The following is a 14,668-nucleotide window of genomic DNA, read 5'->3' as shown; positions in this document are numbered from 1 at the left end:
GCCCGGTGCCGTGGCTGCAGGGAAGGAGGGAAGAAGGTCGCAGAGCGCCGAAAACCGTCGATGTGCGAACTGTAGCGAAGCATATGTGGGCGCGATGCGCAGCAAGCGCAAGGGCGGCATCGCCGCCCGCCACATGGAGCCGAGCCGGCCGGCGGCGCTAAAGCGCCGTCCGACGATACGGGATTCACTCCCGTGTCGGCCCTCAGATCTTGCTCCACCTAGCCACCTTCAGGCGTTTCGACGTCGTCCTGCAGGGCGGAACGGGTGTCCATCATTGCTTGGTCCGGGACTGGACCCCGGCTTTCGCCGGGGAAGGGGGAGGTGCCGGGGATGGGCGAAGAAACGGTTTCATCACCCCCCTCCGCTTCCGCCGCGGCGATCTCGGCTTCGATCTGGGCGAACCAGGCGTCGCGTTCGGCGCTGTCGGCCAGGCGCTGTTCGATGGCGTCGAGCTCGTCGATGCGGTCCATCAGCGCCTGTTCGCTGTCGGTGAGGCCGCGCTCGTACATCTCGTCGCCATATTCGCCCCATGCGTAAGCGGGCTCCTCGCCCTCGGGGGGTGGCAGGTGGGTGCGATATTCCCCGGCATCATCGTCCCAGGCGACGGGTTCGGCGTCGACAAGTGGAGGAAGTGGAGATGCTTCGCGCGATTCCCCGCCAGCCTCGTCCACCGTCGCGATGCGGAGCAGGCCGGCGGCGTCAGCGCGCTGCCATTGCTCGGCGGTCCAGCCGTGGCGCTGCGCGAGGTCGAGGTCGCGGGTGTCGACCTCTTCGGCGAGCGACGTCCCGGTGCGGACGAAGCGGTCGGCGCGGGCGAGCGCGAGGATCGGTTCGAGGTCGGGCGCACCGGCCGGCGTCGCGGCCAGCCCGGTGCGGCGCGCGAGGAAGAGGCCGGCCTGGGCGGGGCCGCGGTCCTGCTCGATCACGTCGAGGAACGCCTCGAAATCCTGCGCGACGAGGCGGGCGGCGTGGCTGGACGCGGCGGCGGCGGGATCGGCGGGGACCTGCTCGGCCATGCGGTCGAGCCGCACGAGCATCGCCAGGCCGGTGCGATTGTCGAAGCGGTGGCGGGTGATGGTGCTGCCGTCGGGGCGGGTGACCGTCTCGACCTGCCCGTCGATGGCCCGCGTCATCATGCGATCGGCGATGCGCTCGCGGCCGAGCAGGCCGGCGGCGTGCCAGCCGAGCGCGAAGGCGGCCCCGGCGGCACGCTGGCGGAAGGCATAGACGGAGGACACCGACAGGCCGACGGCGCGGCACGCGCGCTCGACGGTCTCGCCCTCGGCGATCGCGCAGAGGAAGGCGCGCTGGCGCTCGGGGGTCCAGCCGTCGTGGCGCAGCGTGCGGCCGGCGGCGTCGGTGGCGGGGAGAAGGGCGGCGGCTTCGGCCTCGGCGGTGCGGCGCAGCGCGTCCTCGGCATCGATCCGGGCGGAAACCTCGCGCCATTGCTCCTGGAGCGTCTGGCGGCGATCGGGCGCGGCGAAGGCGGCGTTGTCTGGGTTGTAGGTCATGCTGTCGGTCCCCGTTCGGTTAGAGGACCGGACAGGTATGCGAGGTCGGCGGTTGTAGGACAGCTTTATTTTGTGCCGGTTTGGTTAGGGAGGGCTGCGCCGTTCTGGAGCGGTCCTCAGGCGTGCCTGTTGACCAGCCGGCCCCGATGGGCGACCCTCGCAAGCCTTCGGCGACGGTACCCGGGAAGCGGCCCTCCCGCTGATCGTAAGGACGCTCGCAAAAGTGGAGCATTTGGTTGTCGTCAGGGCGGGAGGGCTGATAGCCGGGGACGACACGGCGGGAGACCATATGGATGGACGAAAAATGTATCCCCATTCAAATCATGTGCGCGGATTGTGGTAGCACAAATGTGAGCCGCGACGCGTGGGCGAGTTGGCATGAGGTACGCCAAGCGTGGGTGCTCGGCGCGGTGTTCGACGACGGCCATTGCCATCGCTGCGAACGGGCGGTGAGCTTGGTCGAAGAACCGCTCGCCTTGCACGCCGTCCATTCCGTAGCTACATAATCTGGAGATCAGCTTCGATCCGGTGAAACGGGCTTTGGCGTTAGCAAACCGTGGGCTGGATTTCGCTGATGCCGCCAAGGTGTTCGACGGGCCGGTGTTCGAGTTCGAGGACGACCGCTTCGCCTATCCGGAGCGGCGGTTCTCAACCATTGGCCTGCTGGACGAGCGAATGGTGGTAGTGATTTGGACCGAGACGGACGATGGCCGTCGCGTCATATCGATGAGGAAGGCCAATGAGCGAGAACAAGCCAAGTTCGGCGGGCGTCTTTCTTGATCCAGCGGACGATGCGCCGGAATGGACCGACGAGATGTTCGACATCGCCGAGTTCTCGATCGGCGGGAAGGTCATCCGCCCGGCGACGGGCTATCTCGGCCCGAACGGCGTGGTGCGCGGGCGACCGCCGCTGCGGGCGGAGACGAAGCGCCAGGTGACGCTGCGGCTGGACCCGGACGTGCTCGACCGCTTTCGCGAGGGTGGGCCGGGGTGGCAGGGACGGATCAACGAGGCGCTGCGGAAGGCGGTGGGGTTGTAGCTCCACCACCTATCACCCGAAACTGTTACTCCGCCGCGGGTGACAGTGCCTCGCTGTGTCTGCGATATGACTTGGTGGTTGCTGCGTCCTCCAAGTCGGCCTTGAACCTTTCTATAACCGCAACAACTTCCGAGTGCATCTCTCTATACCTGTCCCGACTTACATCTAAGAACTCCCCGTGCGCGATTCTATTGCGATGAGAAAGTAGGGCTTCATCAATTAAAGGGCCAAATGCAACGTAATTCTCAATCGGTAAACCAAGGAACTTAACAAGTTGCATCAACATTTCGTGATTGAGGTTCCCAAGCCGATCTATGTGGCTTCCAAGAGGAATGATTAGTCTTTCACTCTCTATACTTCTGATAGCTTCGACTAGTTCTGATGTAGCAAATATTTTCTTTTTAACATCTGCAAGCGCTAATACATGGCCCTGCGCCCGTAATCCTGAAAGAGAGGTTTTTACATCTGCGAATCGGAGTCGCTGAGCAGACAAGAAGCTGCTATAGTGCAGACTTGATCGCTTGATAAACCCCTCCCAATGTGCATACAGGAGCGGAATTGCTGCGCGTACGGCAGAGTCTACATCACCGGTCGCGTTATTAACCAACCTGAGCCCAAATAGAAGGTCTGTTCGCCTCCAACTCAATTCACGGTCTAATAATGCAACAAGCTGAACAGCCGTACGCGGCCTTGCCACAATCAATCTGCAAAATAAGGCGTGCTAAGTGGCATAACAAGTTTTGCCAACCTTTGTGTTCCGCGTACACCCGCACCCGAATACTTTTTAAACTCGGGAAGCGATGTAATACCCTCCACTTTTTGCTTTATCCATTGCAGAGATATACTAGAGTCTTCATCAAGAGCGCGAGATAGACCCAGAACCGCAAACTCGTATTTACCCAACGAAAAGCGCTTGTTTGATCGAAACGCATCTACCCCAACCGCCTGGAACAATGCCGACATGGTTTTCTCAAAGTTCTTTCGTTCCGCCTTCCAGTCAAATTCCTTCTCTTGAAGTAGAGAAATTATTCCCCGATCAAGGTAACGATGAACATCAACATCTGTAGTGTACTCAAAGTTTCTCAAAACTAGAAATCTAATTAATAACTCAAGTCGGTACTGTCTCTTCTCACGCTGATCGCCAATATCTGTAATCTCAACAAATGGCAAATACTCCGCCATTTCTAATAAAAGAGAATAGATATCAGAGCTAAGAGACGCTATGATACAATTTCTTACCTCCTGCTCACTAAGGTTTGTACCACCAGTATTCAAACGCTGGAAGAGCTCAAACTTAACTTCTGGATCAGTTTGTTGGTCGAGAATCTCGACCCTTATTCGACTCCTGCGCACAGCAATCTGCTGAGACTGATCTAATGCTTTGGGATTATTACCCTCTCCCGGCTGTGGCCAGAATCGTCCTTCAAGGTCCGGTAAGAGATCCGACGTACCCAACGTGAACCGAGGCCCCACCTGTCCGTCTAGCGCTTGCAGAATGCCCATGAGCTGTAAGATTGTTGAGACCCGCTGTAGCCCATCTATTAGCTCCCACGTGCTATCTGCTCGAGTGAAAATGAAGATGGGCGGGATTGGAATACCCAAGAGCAAAGACTCGACAAAAGCCGTTTTCTTGTCTTCTGTCCAACGAAACAGGCGCTGGTACTCTGGATTAATGATGAGTTCGCTACGCTCATACATGCTGGCAAGTTCACCAAACGACATATCGTACCCATCTCGGTGGACACGCTTACGCGCCTTCGCAATTTGCGCTTCAAGTTTAAGCAAGCCCTAGCTCCCTACTGACTACGTATCGATGCGGCCGAGTTGACGCAAGCTCACTCCGCCGCCGCCACCCGCTCCATACCCCTGCCCTTCCCAAGCAACGGCGCCAGATACCGCCCCGTAAAGCTCCGCGCCTCCGCCGCCACCTGCTCCGGCGTCCCCTCCGCGACGATCTCGCCCCCCTTCACGCCGCCCTCCGGCCCCAGGTCGAGCACCCAATCCGCCGTCTTGATGACGTCGAGGTTGTGTTCGATCACCACCACCGTGTTGCCCTGTTCGACCAGCGCGTGGAGCACCTCCAGCAGCTTCCTCACGTCCTCGAAGTGCAGGCCGGTCGTGGGCTCGTCGAGGATGTACAGCGTCTGGCCGGTCGCCCGCCGCGCGAGTTCCTTCGCCAGCTTGACGCGCTGCGCCTCGCCGCCGGACAGGGTCGTGGCCTGCTGGCCGACCTTGACGTAGCCCAGGCCGACTTCGACCAGCATCGCCATCTTGTCGCGGATGCCGGGGACGGCCTTGAAGAACTCCGCCGCGTCCTCGACCGTCATGTCGAGGACGTCGGCGATCGACAGGCCCCTGAACTTCACCTCCAGCGTCTCGCGGTTGTAGCGCTGGCCGTGGCAGACGTCGCAGGTAACGTAGACGTCGGGGAGGAAGTGCATCTCGATCTTGAGCAGGCCGTCGCCGGTGCACGCCTCGCAGCGACCGCCCTTGACGTTGAACGAGAAGCGCCCGGGCTTGTAACCGCGCGCGGCGCTCTCCGGCAGGCCGGCGAACCAGTCGCGGATCTGCGTGAAGGCGCCGGTATAGGTCGCGGGGTTCGAGCGCGGGGTGCGGCCGATCGGCGACTGGTCGATGTCGATGACCTTGTCGAGATGCTGGAGGCCGGTGATCTTCTCGTGCCTGCCCGCGAGGATGCGCGCGCCGTTGAGCTGGCGCGAGGCGGCGGCGAAGAGCGTGTCGATCGTGAACGACGACTTGCCCGACCCCGACACGCCGGTGATGCAGGTGAAGGTGCCGAGCGGCAGCGACGCGGTGACGCCCTTCAGGTTGTTGGCGGTGGCGTTGTGGACGGTCAGCTTCTTGCCGCTGCCCTTGCGGCGCTTGGCCGGGAGCGGGACGGCGCGGCGGCCGGTGAGATAGTCGGCGGTGATGCTGTTCTTCGACTTGAGCAGCGTCTTGAGCGTGCCGTGGGCGACGACGGCGCCGCCGTGGACGCCGGCGCCGGGGCCCATGTCGATGACGTAATCGGCGGTGCGGATCGCGTCCTCGTCATGCTCGACGACGAGGACGGTGTTGCCGAGATCGCGCAGGCGGCGCAGCGTCTTGAGCAGCATGTCGTTGTCGCGCTGGTGGAGGCCGATGCTCGGTTCGTCCAGCACGTAGAGGACGCCCGACAGGCCGCTGCCGATCTGCGACGCGAGGCGGATGCGCTGGCTCTCGCCGCCCGACAGCGTGCCCGACGTGCGATCGAGGTTGAGGTAGTCGAGGCCGACGTTGTTGAGGAAGCCGAGGCGCTCGTCGATCTCCTTGAGGATGGCGCGGGCGATCTCGCGCTGCTGGGCGGTCAGCGTCTCGGGCATCGCGGCAAAGAAGCCGAGCGCGTCGACGACCGACAGATGGGTGGCGTGGCTGATGTCCTGGCCGGCGATCTTGACCGCCAGCGCCTCGGGCTTGAGGCGCGCGCCGTGGCAGGTCTCGCAGGCCTGCGACGACTGGTATTTGCTGAGCTCCTCGCGCATCCACGCGCTCTCGGTCGAGAGCATCCGGCGGTTGAGGTTGCCGATCACGCCCTCGAACGGCTTCTTGACGTCGTAGGCCTTCTTGCCGTCGATGAAGGTCAGCGTGACGGGCTTGCCGTGGGTACCGTGGAGGATCGCATCCTGATGCTCGGGCGGCAGCTCGGCCCAGGGCGTGTCGAGGCTGAAGCCGTAGTGGCGGGCGAGGCTGCCCAGCACCTGCATGTAATAAGGCGAGGGAGGGTTGGACTTGGCCCAGGGGACGACCGCGCCCTTCTTGATCGACAACGCGTGGTTGGGGACGACGAGCTCCTCGTCGAACACCAGCTTCTCGCCGAGACCGTCGCAGGCCGGGCACGCGCCCTGGGGGGCGTTGAAGCTGAACAGGCGCGGCTCGATCTCGGCGATGGTGAAGCCGGAGACGGGGCAGGCGAACTTCTCGCTGAAGACGATGCGGTTGGGCGGGATGCCGGCGCCCTTCATCGCGCCCGCGTCCTGCGCCTCGGCCTCGCGGCCGGGGACGATCGCGTCGACCAGGTCGACATAGGCGAGGCCGTCGGCCAGTTTCAGTGCGGTCTCGAAGCTGTCGGCGAGCCGCGTCGCGATGTCCGACCCCGTCACGAGGCGGTCGACCACGACCTCGATGTCGTGCTTGAACTTCTTGTCGAGCGCCGGCGCGTCCTCGATGTCGTGGAGTTCGCCGTTGACGCGGACGCGGGTGAAGCCCGCCTTCTGCCACTCGGCGAGCTCCTTGCGATACTCGCCCTTGCGGCCGCGCACGACGGGGGCGAGCAGGTAGAGCCGCGTCCCCTCGGGCAGCGCCAGGACGCGGTCGACCATCTGGCTGACCTGCTGCGCCTCGATCGGCAGGCCGGTCGCGGGGCTGTACGGGATGCCGACGCGCGCCCAGAGCAGGCGCATGTAATCGTAGATCTCGGTGACGGTGGCGACGGTCGAGCGCGGATTGCGGCTGGTCGTCTTCTGCTCGATCGAGATGGCGGGGCTGAGCCCCTCGATATGGTCGACGTCGGGCTTCTGCATCAGCTCGAGGAACTGGCGCGCATAGGCGCTGAGCGATTCGACGTAGCGGCGCTGGCCCTCGGCGTAGATGGTGTCGAACGCGAGCGACGACTTGCCGCTGCCCGACAGCCCGGTGATGACCGTCAGCGTGTCGCGCGGGATGTCGATGTCGACCCCCTTGAGGTTATGCTCGCGCGCGCCGCGCACGGTGATGTGGGTCAGGGCCATGCAGGCGTTCTAGCTTCGTTCTGGGAGGAGTGCCAGCAAGCGAAGTAGGAATGTCGGCGTCGAAACGCCAGAGTCGGCGGGGCCCGATCGCAGCAGCAATGACAGAGTGTACGATAAGTCGCGCGGGCAGACCGCCTAGCGGTTGATCCGTTTTTTGCGGTCGTCGAATTGCTCTTCATCGGGAAAGCCGACGGTGACATCGGACAAACCGCCGCCGGCATCGACGCCGTCGCATTTGGTCGCGCCGATCGCACGCTGAAGCCGGCAAAACGACTTTACCTCGCCCGTGGGTACACCCTTGACCACGAATTCGGACATGCTTCTCTCCTTACCTATTTCAACGCCTCCGCGATCGGCGTTCGCGCCGCGACATCGGTTTCCGTCATCAGGACGCCAAGCGCGAGCGCGCGCTGCTGACTTGCATATTCGTCACCTGCCAGCATCCGCCCAAAGTATTCGTTGACCGACATGCCGTCAGGCGGCTTCAGTCCCACCATCGGCATGATCTTGAGGCCGCCGGCGACCCGACTCGCCATCAACGTATCGTCGGCTGGTCCAAAATAGTCCCGAAGCGCGATCGCCAGCGGGCTCACCGCATAGACAAGCAGCTTGGCCGCCTCTTCCGCCTTTTTTTCTTCGCCGGCCTTCTGTGCCGTGGTGTCGGCGATCCCGGTCAAGCCCTCCGCAAGTGTCCCGGCCTGCTCATACGCGAGCAAGTCCCTGAGCGCGTCGCAGGTCGTGTATTCATCGACTGGCCTCGTCAGGCCGGCATAGATGCGAGTCGCCACGGCGGAGCGGTTGGCGCGCATTTGATTCTGCAGGGCGGTAAGCGTCTTGTCGAACAGATATTCCTTGGTGAAGGCGGTGCGCTCGCCGATCAAGCCGGCATTTGCCGCCGACAGCACGCGCGCAGTGTGGCCGCCGGCCGCGCTGCCCGCCGTCGCCAAGCCGAGCGAGGCGATTGTGGCGAGAAAGTTCAGCTGCCGATTGTCGTTCAGGAGCGCGAGTTCATATTGATAATAAGATTCGTCGGCACGAAGCATATAGATTTTAGCGATTTGACTACGTCTTTCCTTCGTCGCCATCGTCGTCGGTGGAATCGTGTAGCAATCGCTCCGGATAGCGGATGACAAATCTGCCAAGCGACTATCGCCGGTGGGCGGCGTCACTTTACCCACCGCCTTCTCATGGGGCAGCAGGTTGGTGACGCGCGCTGGACTGCCCGCGATGGTTGAACAGCCGGCAAGCAGCAGCCCGGCGGAAACAGTCAGCAATCGCAGTACAGGGTGCATCGTTCGCGCCTCCTCCTTGCCGCACACAGGCGGCCCGGCGGGTCATTCCAAAATTGAGTACAGGCGGCGACTCGCCACTACTCGATGTACGAAAGCGGCCGCAGCCTGCGTTCTGAGATGCTTCAGCACAAGATGCCCAGCATTTGTTAATGCAATTTAACTTTCCCCAGTTCGACGAAAGCGACCGGCCGTACAGAGTGCCTGAAGCCGGCAGGACTGCAAGGTGGTGGGTCCACACGATGGGCAACAAGTGTCGGAGCGACGATGGCACGCCACCGCCTGACCGAAACGCACACTGACATTGCGGGCAACAAGTGGTGTACTATATAGCTAGAACAGTGGAGGCTGGTATGAGCAAGAAAAAAGACAAGGGTGGCAAGCCGCACGGAGCCGGCAAGATCCCCAAGCACGTCGCCGGCATCAAGCTGCCCAAGGATGTCCGCAGGAAGGGCGAGGCGCTGATCGCCCAGGCGACGAGTCCGGCGGGGCAGGCGGTGATCGCCAAGGGACTGACGATGGCGGCGGGGCTGGCCACGGCGGCGGCGGCGCGGAGCCAGCAGGCGCGCGCGGCGCGGCCGCTGACGCCCGACGAGAGTGGCGAGGGCGGCCCCTCCCCCGCCCCCGCCCCCGCCCCCGCCACGCCGGTCGATCCCGCCAAGATCGTCGAGGCGGTGACCACGGTCGCCAATGTCGTGCTGGGGCGGCTGTTCTCGAAACGGTGAGCGGTCCGGCACGGTCCGGCCGCCCCGCCAATCCGAAGATCCTCCAGGCGGCCGGTGGGTTCTTCCTTCAGTACTTCGCGGTCAACGACGCGAAATAGCGGCGGCCGATGACGTCGCAGGTGTTCGGGAAGGTGCTGCCCGCGTTGGCGTCCCTCGCGCCCACCGTGTCGCCGACGATCGGCGACTTCTTGTCGAAGGCGTTCTGGATGCCGAGGCGGAACGCGAATACCCGAGAGTCGGCGGTCGCGAGCGCCGGGCGATTGCCCCTGCGTGCGGCGCACACTAGCGTTCGCCCTTCCTCTTTCGGAGATCGCGTCATGCTCAACCTCACCCGCCCCGACGGCGCTTCCGAGCCCGGCGATTTCCACCTGTCGCGCCGGACGGCGGTATCGATGTTCTTTGCCGGTTATGCGCTGGCGGCCGTGGCGGCCGACGCCGCGCCGGTGACGACGCCGGCGGACGGGCTGGTGATCGAGGAGGTGCTGATCCCCAACGGCGCCGCCAAGCCCCTGCCCGCCTATGTCGCGCGGCCGGCCGGGAAAGCCCGGCACGCGGCGGTGGTCGTGGTCAACGAGATTTTCGGTGTCCACGATTACATCAAGGACATCTGCCGGCGGCTGGCGCGCGAGGGCTATGTCGCGATCGCACCGGAGTTCTTCTACCGTTCGGGTGTCGACCGGCCGGCGCTGACCGACATCAAGCAGATCATACCCATCGTCCAGCAGGCGGGCATCCCCCAGGTCGACGGCGACCTCAAGGCGACGACCGACTGGCTGAAGGGGCAGCGCTTCGCCAGGCCGGCGGCGATCGGGGTGACGGGCTTCTGCTGGGGCGGATCGGTGGCGTGGCGCGCGGCGATGATCGACCCGGACGTGAAGGCGGCGGTCGCCTGGTACGGGCAATTGAAGCCGCTGCTCGGCCGCGCCGGCGAGCTGCACGCGCCGGTGCTGGGCCTGTACGGCGCGCTCGACCAGGGCATCCCGCAGACCGACGTCGAGGCGATGCGCGCGGCGGTGAAGGCGGCGGGCAAGCAGGCCGAGATCGTCGTCTATCCCGACGCCCCACACGGCTTCCACGCCGATTACCGCGACAGCTATCGCGAGGCGGACGCCAGGGACGGCTGGGCGCGGCTGCTGCGGCACTTCCGCGCGCATGGCGTGGCGTAGCCGGGCAGCGGACGTTTCGGTCGCATCCGGGGTCGGAGCCGCTCGACAACGGCAGGCATGAAACGGCGACGGCGTTCGTCGCACGTTCGTAGATCCGGTCGCGCGGCGCGTGACCCGGCGGCCGGCGGCGCTAGGGAGCCGCCTGCCGTCGGGCATCCAGCCCGCGACGTTTCAGGATTTCGACCATGACCCGCTTCGCCACTGTCGCCGCCACGCTGCTGCTGACGATCGCCACCGCCAGCACCGCGCTGCTCGCCGCCACCTCCCCCGCGCTGGCGCAAACCGGCTTTCTTTGACCGGGATGTTCGCGCGACATTTGGCGCGGTCCCAGAAGCTGGCGCGCTCAGCGCGGCTTGACGAACTTGAGCGTCATCCGGTCGCTTTCGCCGATCGCGGCGTAGCGCGCGCGGTCGGTGTCCTTTTCGGCGTAGTTGGGCGGCAGCGTCCAGACGCCCTTGGGGTAATCGTGAGTGTCCCTGGGGTTGGCGTTGACGGCGCTTTCGCCGGCCAGCCTGAACCCCGCCCGGGCGGCATAGGCGACGACGGTCGACCGCTTCATATAGCCGCTGCCGGCCTCGGTGATGCCGGCCATGTTCTCGGGAAGGTGGTGCTCCTCGACGCCGAGGACGCCGCCGGGCTTGAGCATCGCGAACATCTGGTCGAACGCCGCCTGCGTGCGGTCGGTAGCCCCTTCGCGCCAGTTGTGGACGTTGCGGAAGGTGAGGACGAGGTCGGCGGTGCCGGCGGGAACGACCGGCTGGCCGGCGGCGGGGAAGGTGGTGAAGCGCACCTTGTCGTAGAGGCCGGGCTGCGCGGCCTGGAGCTTGCGGATGCCCGCCTGGCCGCGTTCGTTCTCGACGGCCGCGTATATGTCCCGCGCTTTGCCAGATAGGGCGCGAGAATCTCGGTATACCAGCCGCCCGAGGGCCAGATCTCGACCACCGTCTGGCCGGGCTTGAGACCGAAGAAGCTCAGCGTCTCGGTCGGGTGGCGATACGGATCGCGGGCGATGTTGGCGGGGGTGCGCGTGGGGGCGGCGATCGCGGCGGTGAGCGCGGGATCGGCCGCGGGAGCCCTGGCGGTGACTGGCAGGGCGGCGATGATGAGGGCAGCAGGGACGAGGATGCGCATGGCAGGCCTTTCAGGAAAGCAAGAACTTAGCGCGGAGGCGTCACGCGAGTAAATCGCGTGACGTCGGACGGGTTCGCTGACGCGACCCGCCGGCCGCGCGGCGCCCAACAAGCACGTTTAGCTGCGCTAAACGTGTATGGGCTTGCCGCGCACCGCCATCGCTGCTTCCTTGATCGCCTCCGAATGCGTCGGATGGGCGTGACAGGTGTAGGCGATGTCCTCGCTGGTCGCGCCGAACTCCATCGCCTGCGCGGCCTGGGCGATCATCGTGCCGGCGACGCTGGCGATCGCCCAGACGCCGAGCACGCGGTCGGTCTTCGCGTCGGCGATGATCTTCACGAAGCCGTCGGGCTCGTGGTTGGTCTTGGCGCGGCTGTTGGCGGCCATCGGGAACTTGCCGACCTTCACCTCGCCCTTTTCCTTGGCGGCCTCCTCGGTCAGGCCCACACCGGCGATCTCGGGCCAGGTGTAGACGACCGAAGGAATGACGGCGTGGTTCACGATGCCGTGCTGGCCGGCGATGTTCTCGGCGACCGCGATCCCCTCGTCCTCCGCCTTGTGCGCGAGCATCAGCCCGGGAACGACGTCGCCGATCGCCCAGACGCCGTCGACCGCCGTGCGGAAGTCGTGGTCGATCTCGATCTGGCCGCGCGCATTGGTCGCGAGGCCTATGCGATCGAGGCCGAGGGCGTCGGTGTTGGGCTTGCGGCCGATCGAGACGAGGACGACGTTGGCCTGGATCGTCTCGCCCTCACCACCCTTGGCGGGTGCGACCGCGACGCTTGCCTTGTCGCCCTGGACGGTGACGCCGGTCACCTTGGTGCCGAGCCTGAACTCGATGCCCTGCTTCTTGAAGATGCGGTTCGACTCCTTGCGGACGTCGCCGTCGAAACCCGGCAGGATCTGGTCGAGATACTCGATGCAGGTCACCTTCGCGCCGAGCCGCCGCCAGACGCTGCCCAGCTCCAGCCCGATCACGCCGCCGCCGATCACGACCATGTGCTCGGGCACCCTGGGCAGTTCGAGCGCGCCGGTGGAGTCGACGACGATCTTCTGGTCGATGTCGACCCCGGGCAGCGGCGTGACCGAGGAGCCGGTGGCGATGACGATGTTCTTCGCGGTGACGGGTTGGCCGCCGACGCTGACCGTATGCGCGTCGGTGAAGCTGGCGCGGCCCTTGAGCCAGGTCACCTTGTTCTTCTTGAACAGGAACTCGATGCCGCCGGTGAGCTGCCTGACCGCATCGCGGCGCTGGCCGTGCATCGTGTCGAGGTCGAGCTCGGGGGTGACCTTCACCCCCATCTTCGCCATCGCGCCGTTGGCGGCGGCGTCGAAATATTCCGACGCGTGGAGCATCGCCTTGGACGGGATGCAGCCGACGTTGAGGCAGGTCCCGCCGAGCGTCTCGCGGCTCTCCGCGCACGCCGTCTTCAACCCCAGCTGCGCGGCGCGGATCGCGGCGACATAGCCGCCCGGGCCGGCGCCGATGACGAGGACGTCATAATCGTAACTGGCCACTGATCTTCTCCATCCGGCCTTGGCCGATCGTCAACTCAAGCGCCGCCCGGCCGGCCGCCGGCGGTCCGCGACCGATCAGCCGGGCCGGACGCAGGCTATATTCAATTGCAGGTCGTAACCCTTCCGGATCGGCTGAACAAAGGGCAGCGGCGAACCATGGGGCCCGTTGATCGTGTAGCGGAACCCGTTGCGCGTGACGAGGTTCAGCATGTCGCCCAGCCGCTGCGGCTTCTCGGCATCGCTGTGATACTCGAAGAAGAGATGATCGACGTTGTCGAGCTGATCCTCGATATCGAACAGGACGTCGTTTTCCGCCCCTTCGATATCGATCTTGAGGAAGTCGACCGGCCGTTTCGCGATCTCATCGCGCAGGCGCTCGGCCTTCACCTTGATGACGTTGCCGCGGTCGTAGAAATCAACGCCCAGCGATCCCGCCAGCGTCGGATCGGAATAAAAGCTCAACTCGGTTTCTTCGGTCCACGCCGCGGCCTGATGCAACGTGACCCCTGGCAGGTTGGCGGTGTTCTGCTCGAGGATGCGGAACACGGCGGTGTCTGGCTCGTACGCGACGATCGTCGCATCGGGGTATAATTGCTTGAAGTAGATGACGCTCAGGCCGATGTTCGCGCCGGCGTCGATGATGTGCGGCCGATCCGTCTTCGCCGTGAAGCGATAGACCTCTTCCTTGAAGATTTCCTGGGCCGAGTAGAGAATGGCGCCGCCGTCGGCATAGGCGACCGGCCGGCCGAGCAGATGCGTGCTGCCCGGCGTGTGCGGCGGCGAGCGGCGCACGGCGCGATAGTCGCTGCGGCTCACGATGCCGGCCAGCGGCGACGAGACTTGCCGCCGGATCGCAGAAATTACGCCCATGTCACTCTCCCCCGATCACAAATCGATCAGAATCCGCGTCGGATCCTCGATAGCATTTTTCAGCGCGACCAGCCACGTCACCGCCTCGCGGCCGTCGATCAGGCGGTGGTCGTAGCTGAGCGCGAGGTACATCATCGGCCGGACCACGACCTGGCCGTCGCGGACCACCGGGCGGTCCTCGATACGGTGGAGGCCGAGCACCGCCGACTGCGGCGGGTTGATGATCGGGGTCGACATCAGCGAGCCGAACACGCCGCCGTTGGAGATGGTGAAGGTGCCCCCCTTCATCTCGTCCATCTTCAGTTCGCCCGACTTCGCGCGGCGGCCGAAGTCGCCGATCGTCTTCTCGACCTCGGCGACGCTGAGCCTGTCGGCATCGCGCACGACCGGGACGACGAGGCCGCCGGGCGAGGAGACCGCGACCGAGACGTCGGCATAATCGTGATAGACGATGTCGTCGCCGTCGATCGAGGCATTGACGCTCGGCACGTCCTTCAGCGCCATGCACGCCGCCTTCACGAAGAAGCCCATGAAGCCGAGGCGGACGCCGTGCTTTTTCTCGAACAGGTCCTTGTACTTCGCGCGGGCCGCGATGACGGCGGTCATGTCGACGTCGTTGAACGTCGTCAGCATCGCGGCGGTGTTCTGCGCCT

15 protein-coding genes are annotated in these 14,668 nt (G+C 64.7%); 4 read left to right on the top strand and 11 right to left on the bottom strand.

The genetic code is table 11. The features are described 5' to 3' along the window. Window positions 1-218: 218 nt before the first annotated feature. Window positions 219-1,511: a hypothetical protein gene (locus ACFE7K_RS13720; protein WP_375398761.1), complete on the bottom strand. Its 1,293-nt coding sequence runs from the start codon at window positions 1,509-1,511 to the stop codon at window positions 219-221. 528 nt (window positions 1,512-2,039) lie between these two features. On the opposite strand from ACFE7K_RS13720, the gene ACFE7K_RS13715 reads away from it, so the two are divergent. Both ACFE7K_RS13715 and ACFE7K_RS13710 read left to right on the top strand, forming a co-directional pair. Beyond that, window positions 2,040-2,291, top strand: coding sequence for a BrnT family toxin (locus tag ACFE7K_RS13715; RefSeq protein ID WP_375398760.1), 252 nt, complete (start codon window positions 2,040-2,042; stop codon window positions 2,289-2,291). Continuing rightward, the gene (locus tag ACFE7K_RS13710; protein WP_375398759.1) at window positions 2,251-2,550 is read left to right on the top strand and encodes a BrnA antitoxin family protein; all 300 of its coding nucleotides are present in this window, start codon (window positions 2,251-2,253) and stop codon (window positions 2,548-2,550) included. The genes ACFE7K_RS13715 and ACFE7K_RS13710 overlap by 41 nt, the downstream gene beginning before the upstream one ends. 25 nt (window positions 2,551-2,575) lie before the next feature. Here the strand turns inward: ACFE7K_RS13710 and ACFE7K_RS13705 are convergent, their stop codons facing one another. The 5 genes from ACFE7K_RS13705 to ACFE7K_RS13685 all read right to left on the bottom strand — a co-directional run bounded on the left by ACFE7K_RS13705 (window position 2,576) and on the right by ACFE7K_RS13685 (window position 8,608). Further along, window positions 2,576-3,247 (bottom strand): MAE_28990/MAE_18760 family HEPN-like nuclease, encoded by a 672-nt coding sequence (locus ACFE7K_RS13705; RefSeq protein WP_375398758.1) that lies wholly within the window; start codon window positions 3,245-3,247, stop codon window positions 2,576-2,578. Between the two features lie 2 nt (window positions 3,248-3,249). Beyond that, complete coding sequence (locus tag ACFE7K_RS13700; protein ID WP_375398757.1) at window positions 3,250-4,335, bottom strand: DUF262 domain-containing protein; 1,086 nt, start codon at window positions 4,333-4,335, stop codon at window positions 3,250-3,252. Window positions 4,336-4,385: 50 nt separating this feature from the next. Next, complete coding sequence (gene uvrA, locus ACFE7K_RS13695) at window positions 4,386-7,316, bottom strand: excinuclease ABC subunit UvrA (protein ID WP_375398756.1); 2,931 nt, start codon at window positions 7,314-7,316, stop codon at window positions 4,386-4,388. Between the two features lie 135 nt (window positions 7,317-7,451). Then, a complete protein-coding gene (locus ACFE7K_RS13690) occupies window positions 7,452-7,634 on the bottom strand; it encodes a hypothetical protein (protein WP_375398755.1) in 183 nt (60 codons plus the stop codon). A gap of 14 nt (window positions 7,635-7,648) precedes the next feature. Next, a complete protein-coding gene (locus ACFE7K_RS13685) occupies window positions 7,649-8,608 on the bottom strand; it encodes a hypothetical protein (protein ID WP_375398754.1) in 960 nt (319 codons plus the stop codon). A 350-nt stretch (window positions 8,609-8,958) separates the two neighbouring features. Between ACFE7K_RS13685 and ACFE7K_RS13680 the strand changes: the two genes are divergently transcribed. Next, a complete protein-coding gene (locus ACFE7K_RS13680) occupies window positions 8,959-9,330 on the top strand; it encodes a hypothetical protein (RefSeq protein ID WP_375398753.1) in 372 nt (123 codons plus the stop codon). Window positions 9,331-9,397: 67 nt separating this feature from the next. Here the strand turns inward: ACFE7K_RS13680 and ACFE7K_RS13675 are convergent, their stop codons facing one another. Further along, window positions 9,398-9,613, bottom strand: coding sequence for a hypothetical protein (locus ACFE7K_RS13675; RefSeq protein WP_375398752.1), 216 nt, complete (start codon window positions 9,611-9,613; stop codon window positions 9,398-9,400). A 34-nt stretch (window positions 9,614-9,647) separates the two neighbouring features. Here ACFE7K_RS13675 and ACFE7K_RS13670 point away from each other — a divergent pair, with 34 nt between their 5' ends. Continuing rightward, window positions 9,648-10,496 carry a dienelactone hydrolase family protein gene (locus ACFE7K_RS13670; RefSeq protein ID WP_375398751.1) on the top strand — a complete coding sequence of 283 codons (849 nt, stop codon included), beginning with the start codon at window positions 9,648-9,650 and terminating at the stop codon, window positions 10,494-10,496. A 343-nt stretch (window positions 10,497-10,839) separates the two neighbouring features. Here the strand turns inward: ACFE7K_RS13670 and ACFE7K_RS13665 are convergent, their stop codons facing one another. The 4 genes from ACFE7K_RS13665 to sucB form a co-directional block, all read right to left on the bottom strand. Next, window positions 10,840-11,286 carry a class I SAM-dependent methyltransferase gene (locus ACFE7K_RS13665; RefSeq protein ID WP_375398750.1) on the bottom strand — a complete coding sequence of 149 codons (447 nt, stop codon included), beginning with the start codon at window positions 11,284-11,286 and terminating at the stop codon, window positions 10,840-10,842. 467 nt (window positions 11,287-11,753) lie between these two features. Next, the gene (gene lpdA / locus ACFE7K_RS13660) at window positions 11,754-13,145 is read right to left on the bottom strand and encodes a dihydrolipoyl dehydrogenase (RefSeq protein ID WP_375398749.1); all 1,392 of its coding nucleotides are present in this window, start codon (window positions 13,143-13,145) and stop codon (window positions 11,754-11,756) included. 75 nt (window positions 13,146-13,220) lie between these two features. After that, window positions 13,221-14,015, bottom strand: a complete 795-nt coding sequence (locus ACFE7K_RS13655; RefSeq protein WP_375398748.1) for an FkbM family methyltransferase — start codon at window positions 14,013-14,015, stop codon at window positions 13,221-13,223. A 15-nt stretch (window positions 14,016-14,030) separates the two neighbouring features. Next, window positions 14,031-14,668 (bottom strand): dihydrolipoyllysine-residue succinyltransferase (gene sucB, locus ACFE7K_RS13650; protein ID WP_375398747.1); only part of this gene is annotated, 638 nt, incomplete at its 5' end.

The sequence above is a fragment of the uncultured Sphingomonas sp. genome (assembly GCF_964244265.1).
Lineage (GTDB): Bacteria > Pseudomonadota > Alphaproteobacteria > Sphingomonadales > Sphingomonadaceae > Sphingomonas.
This window is presented reverse-complemented; position numbering and strand designations above follow the sequence as displayed.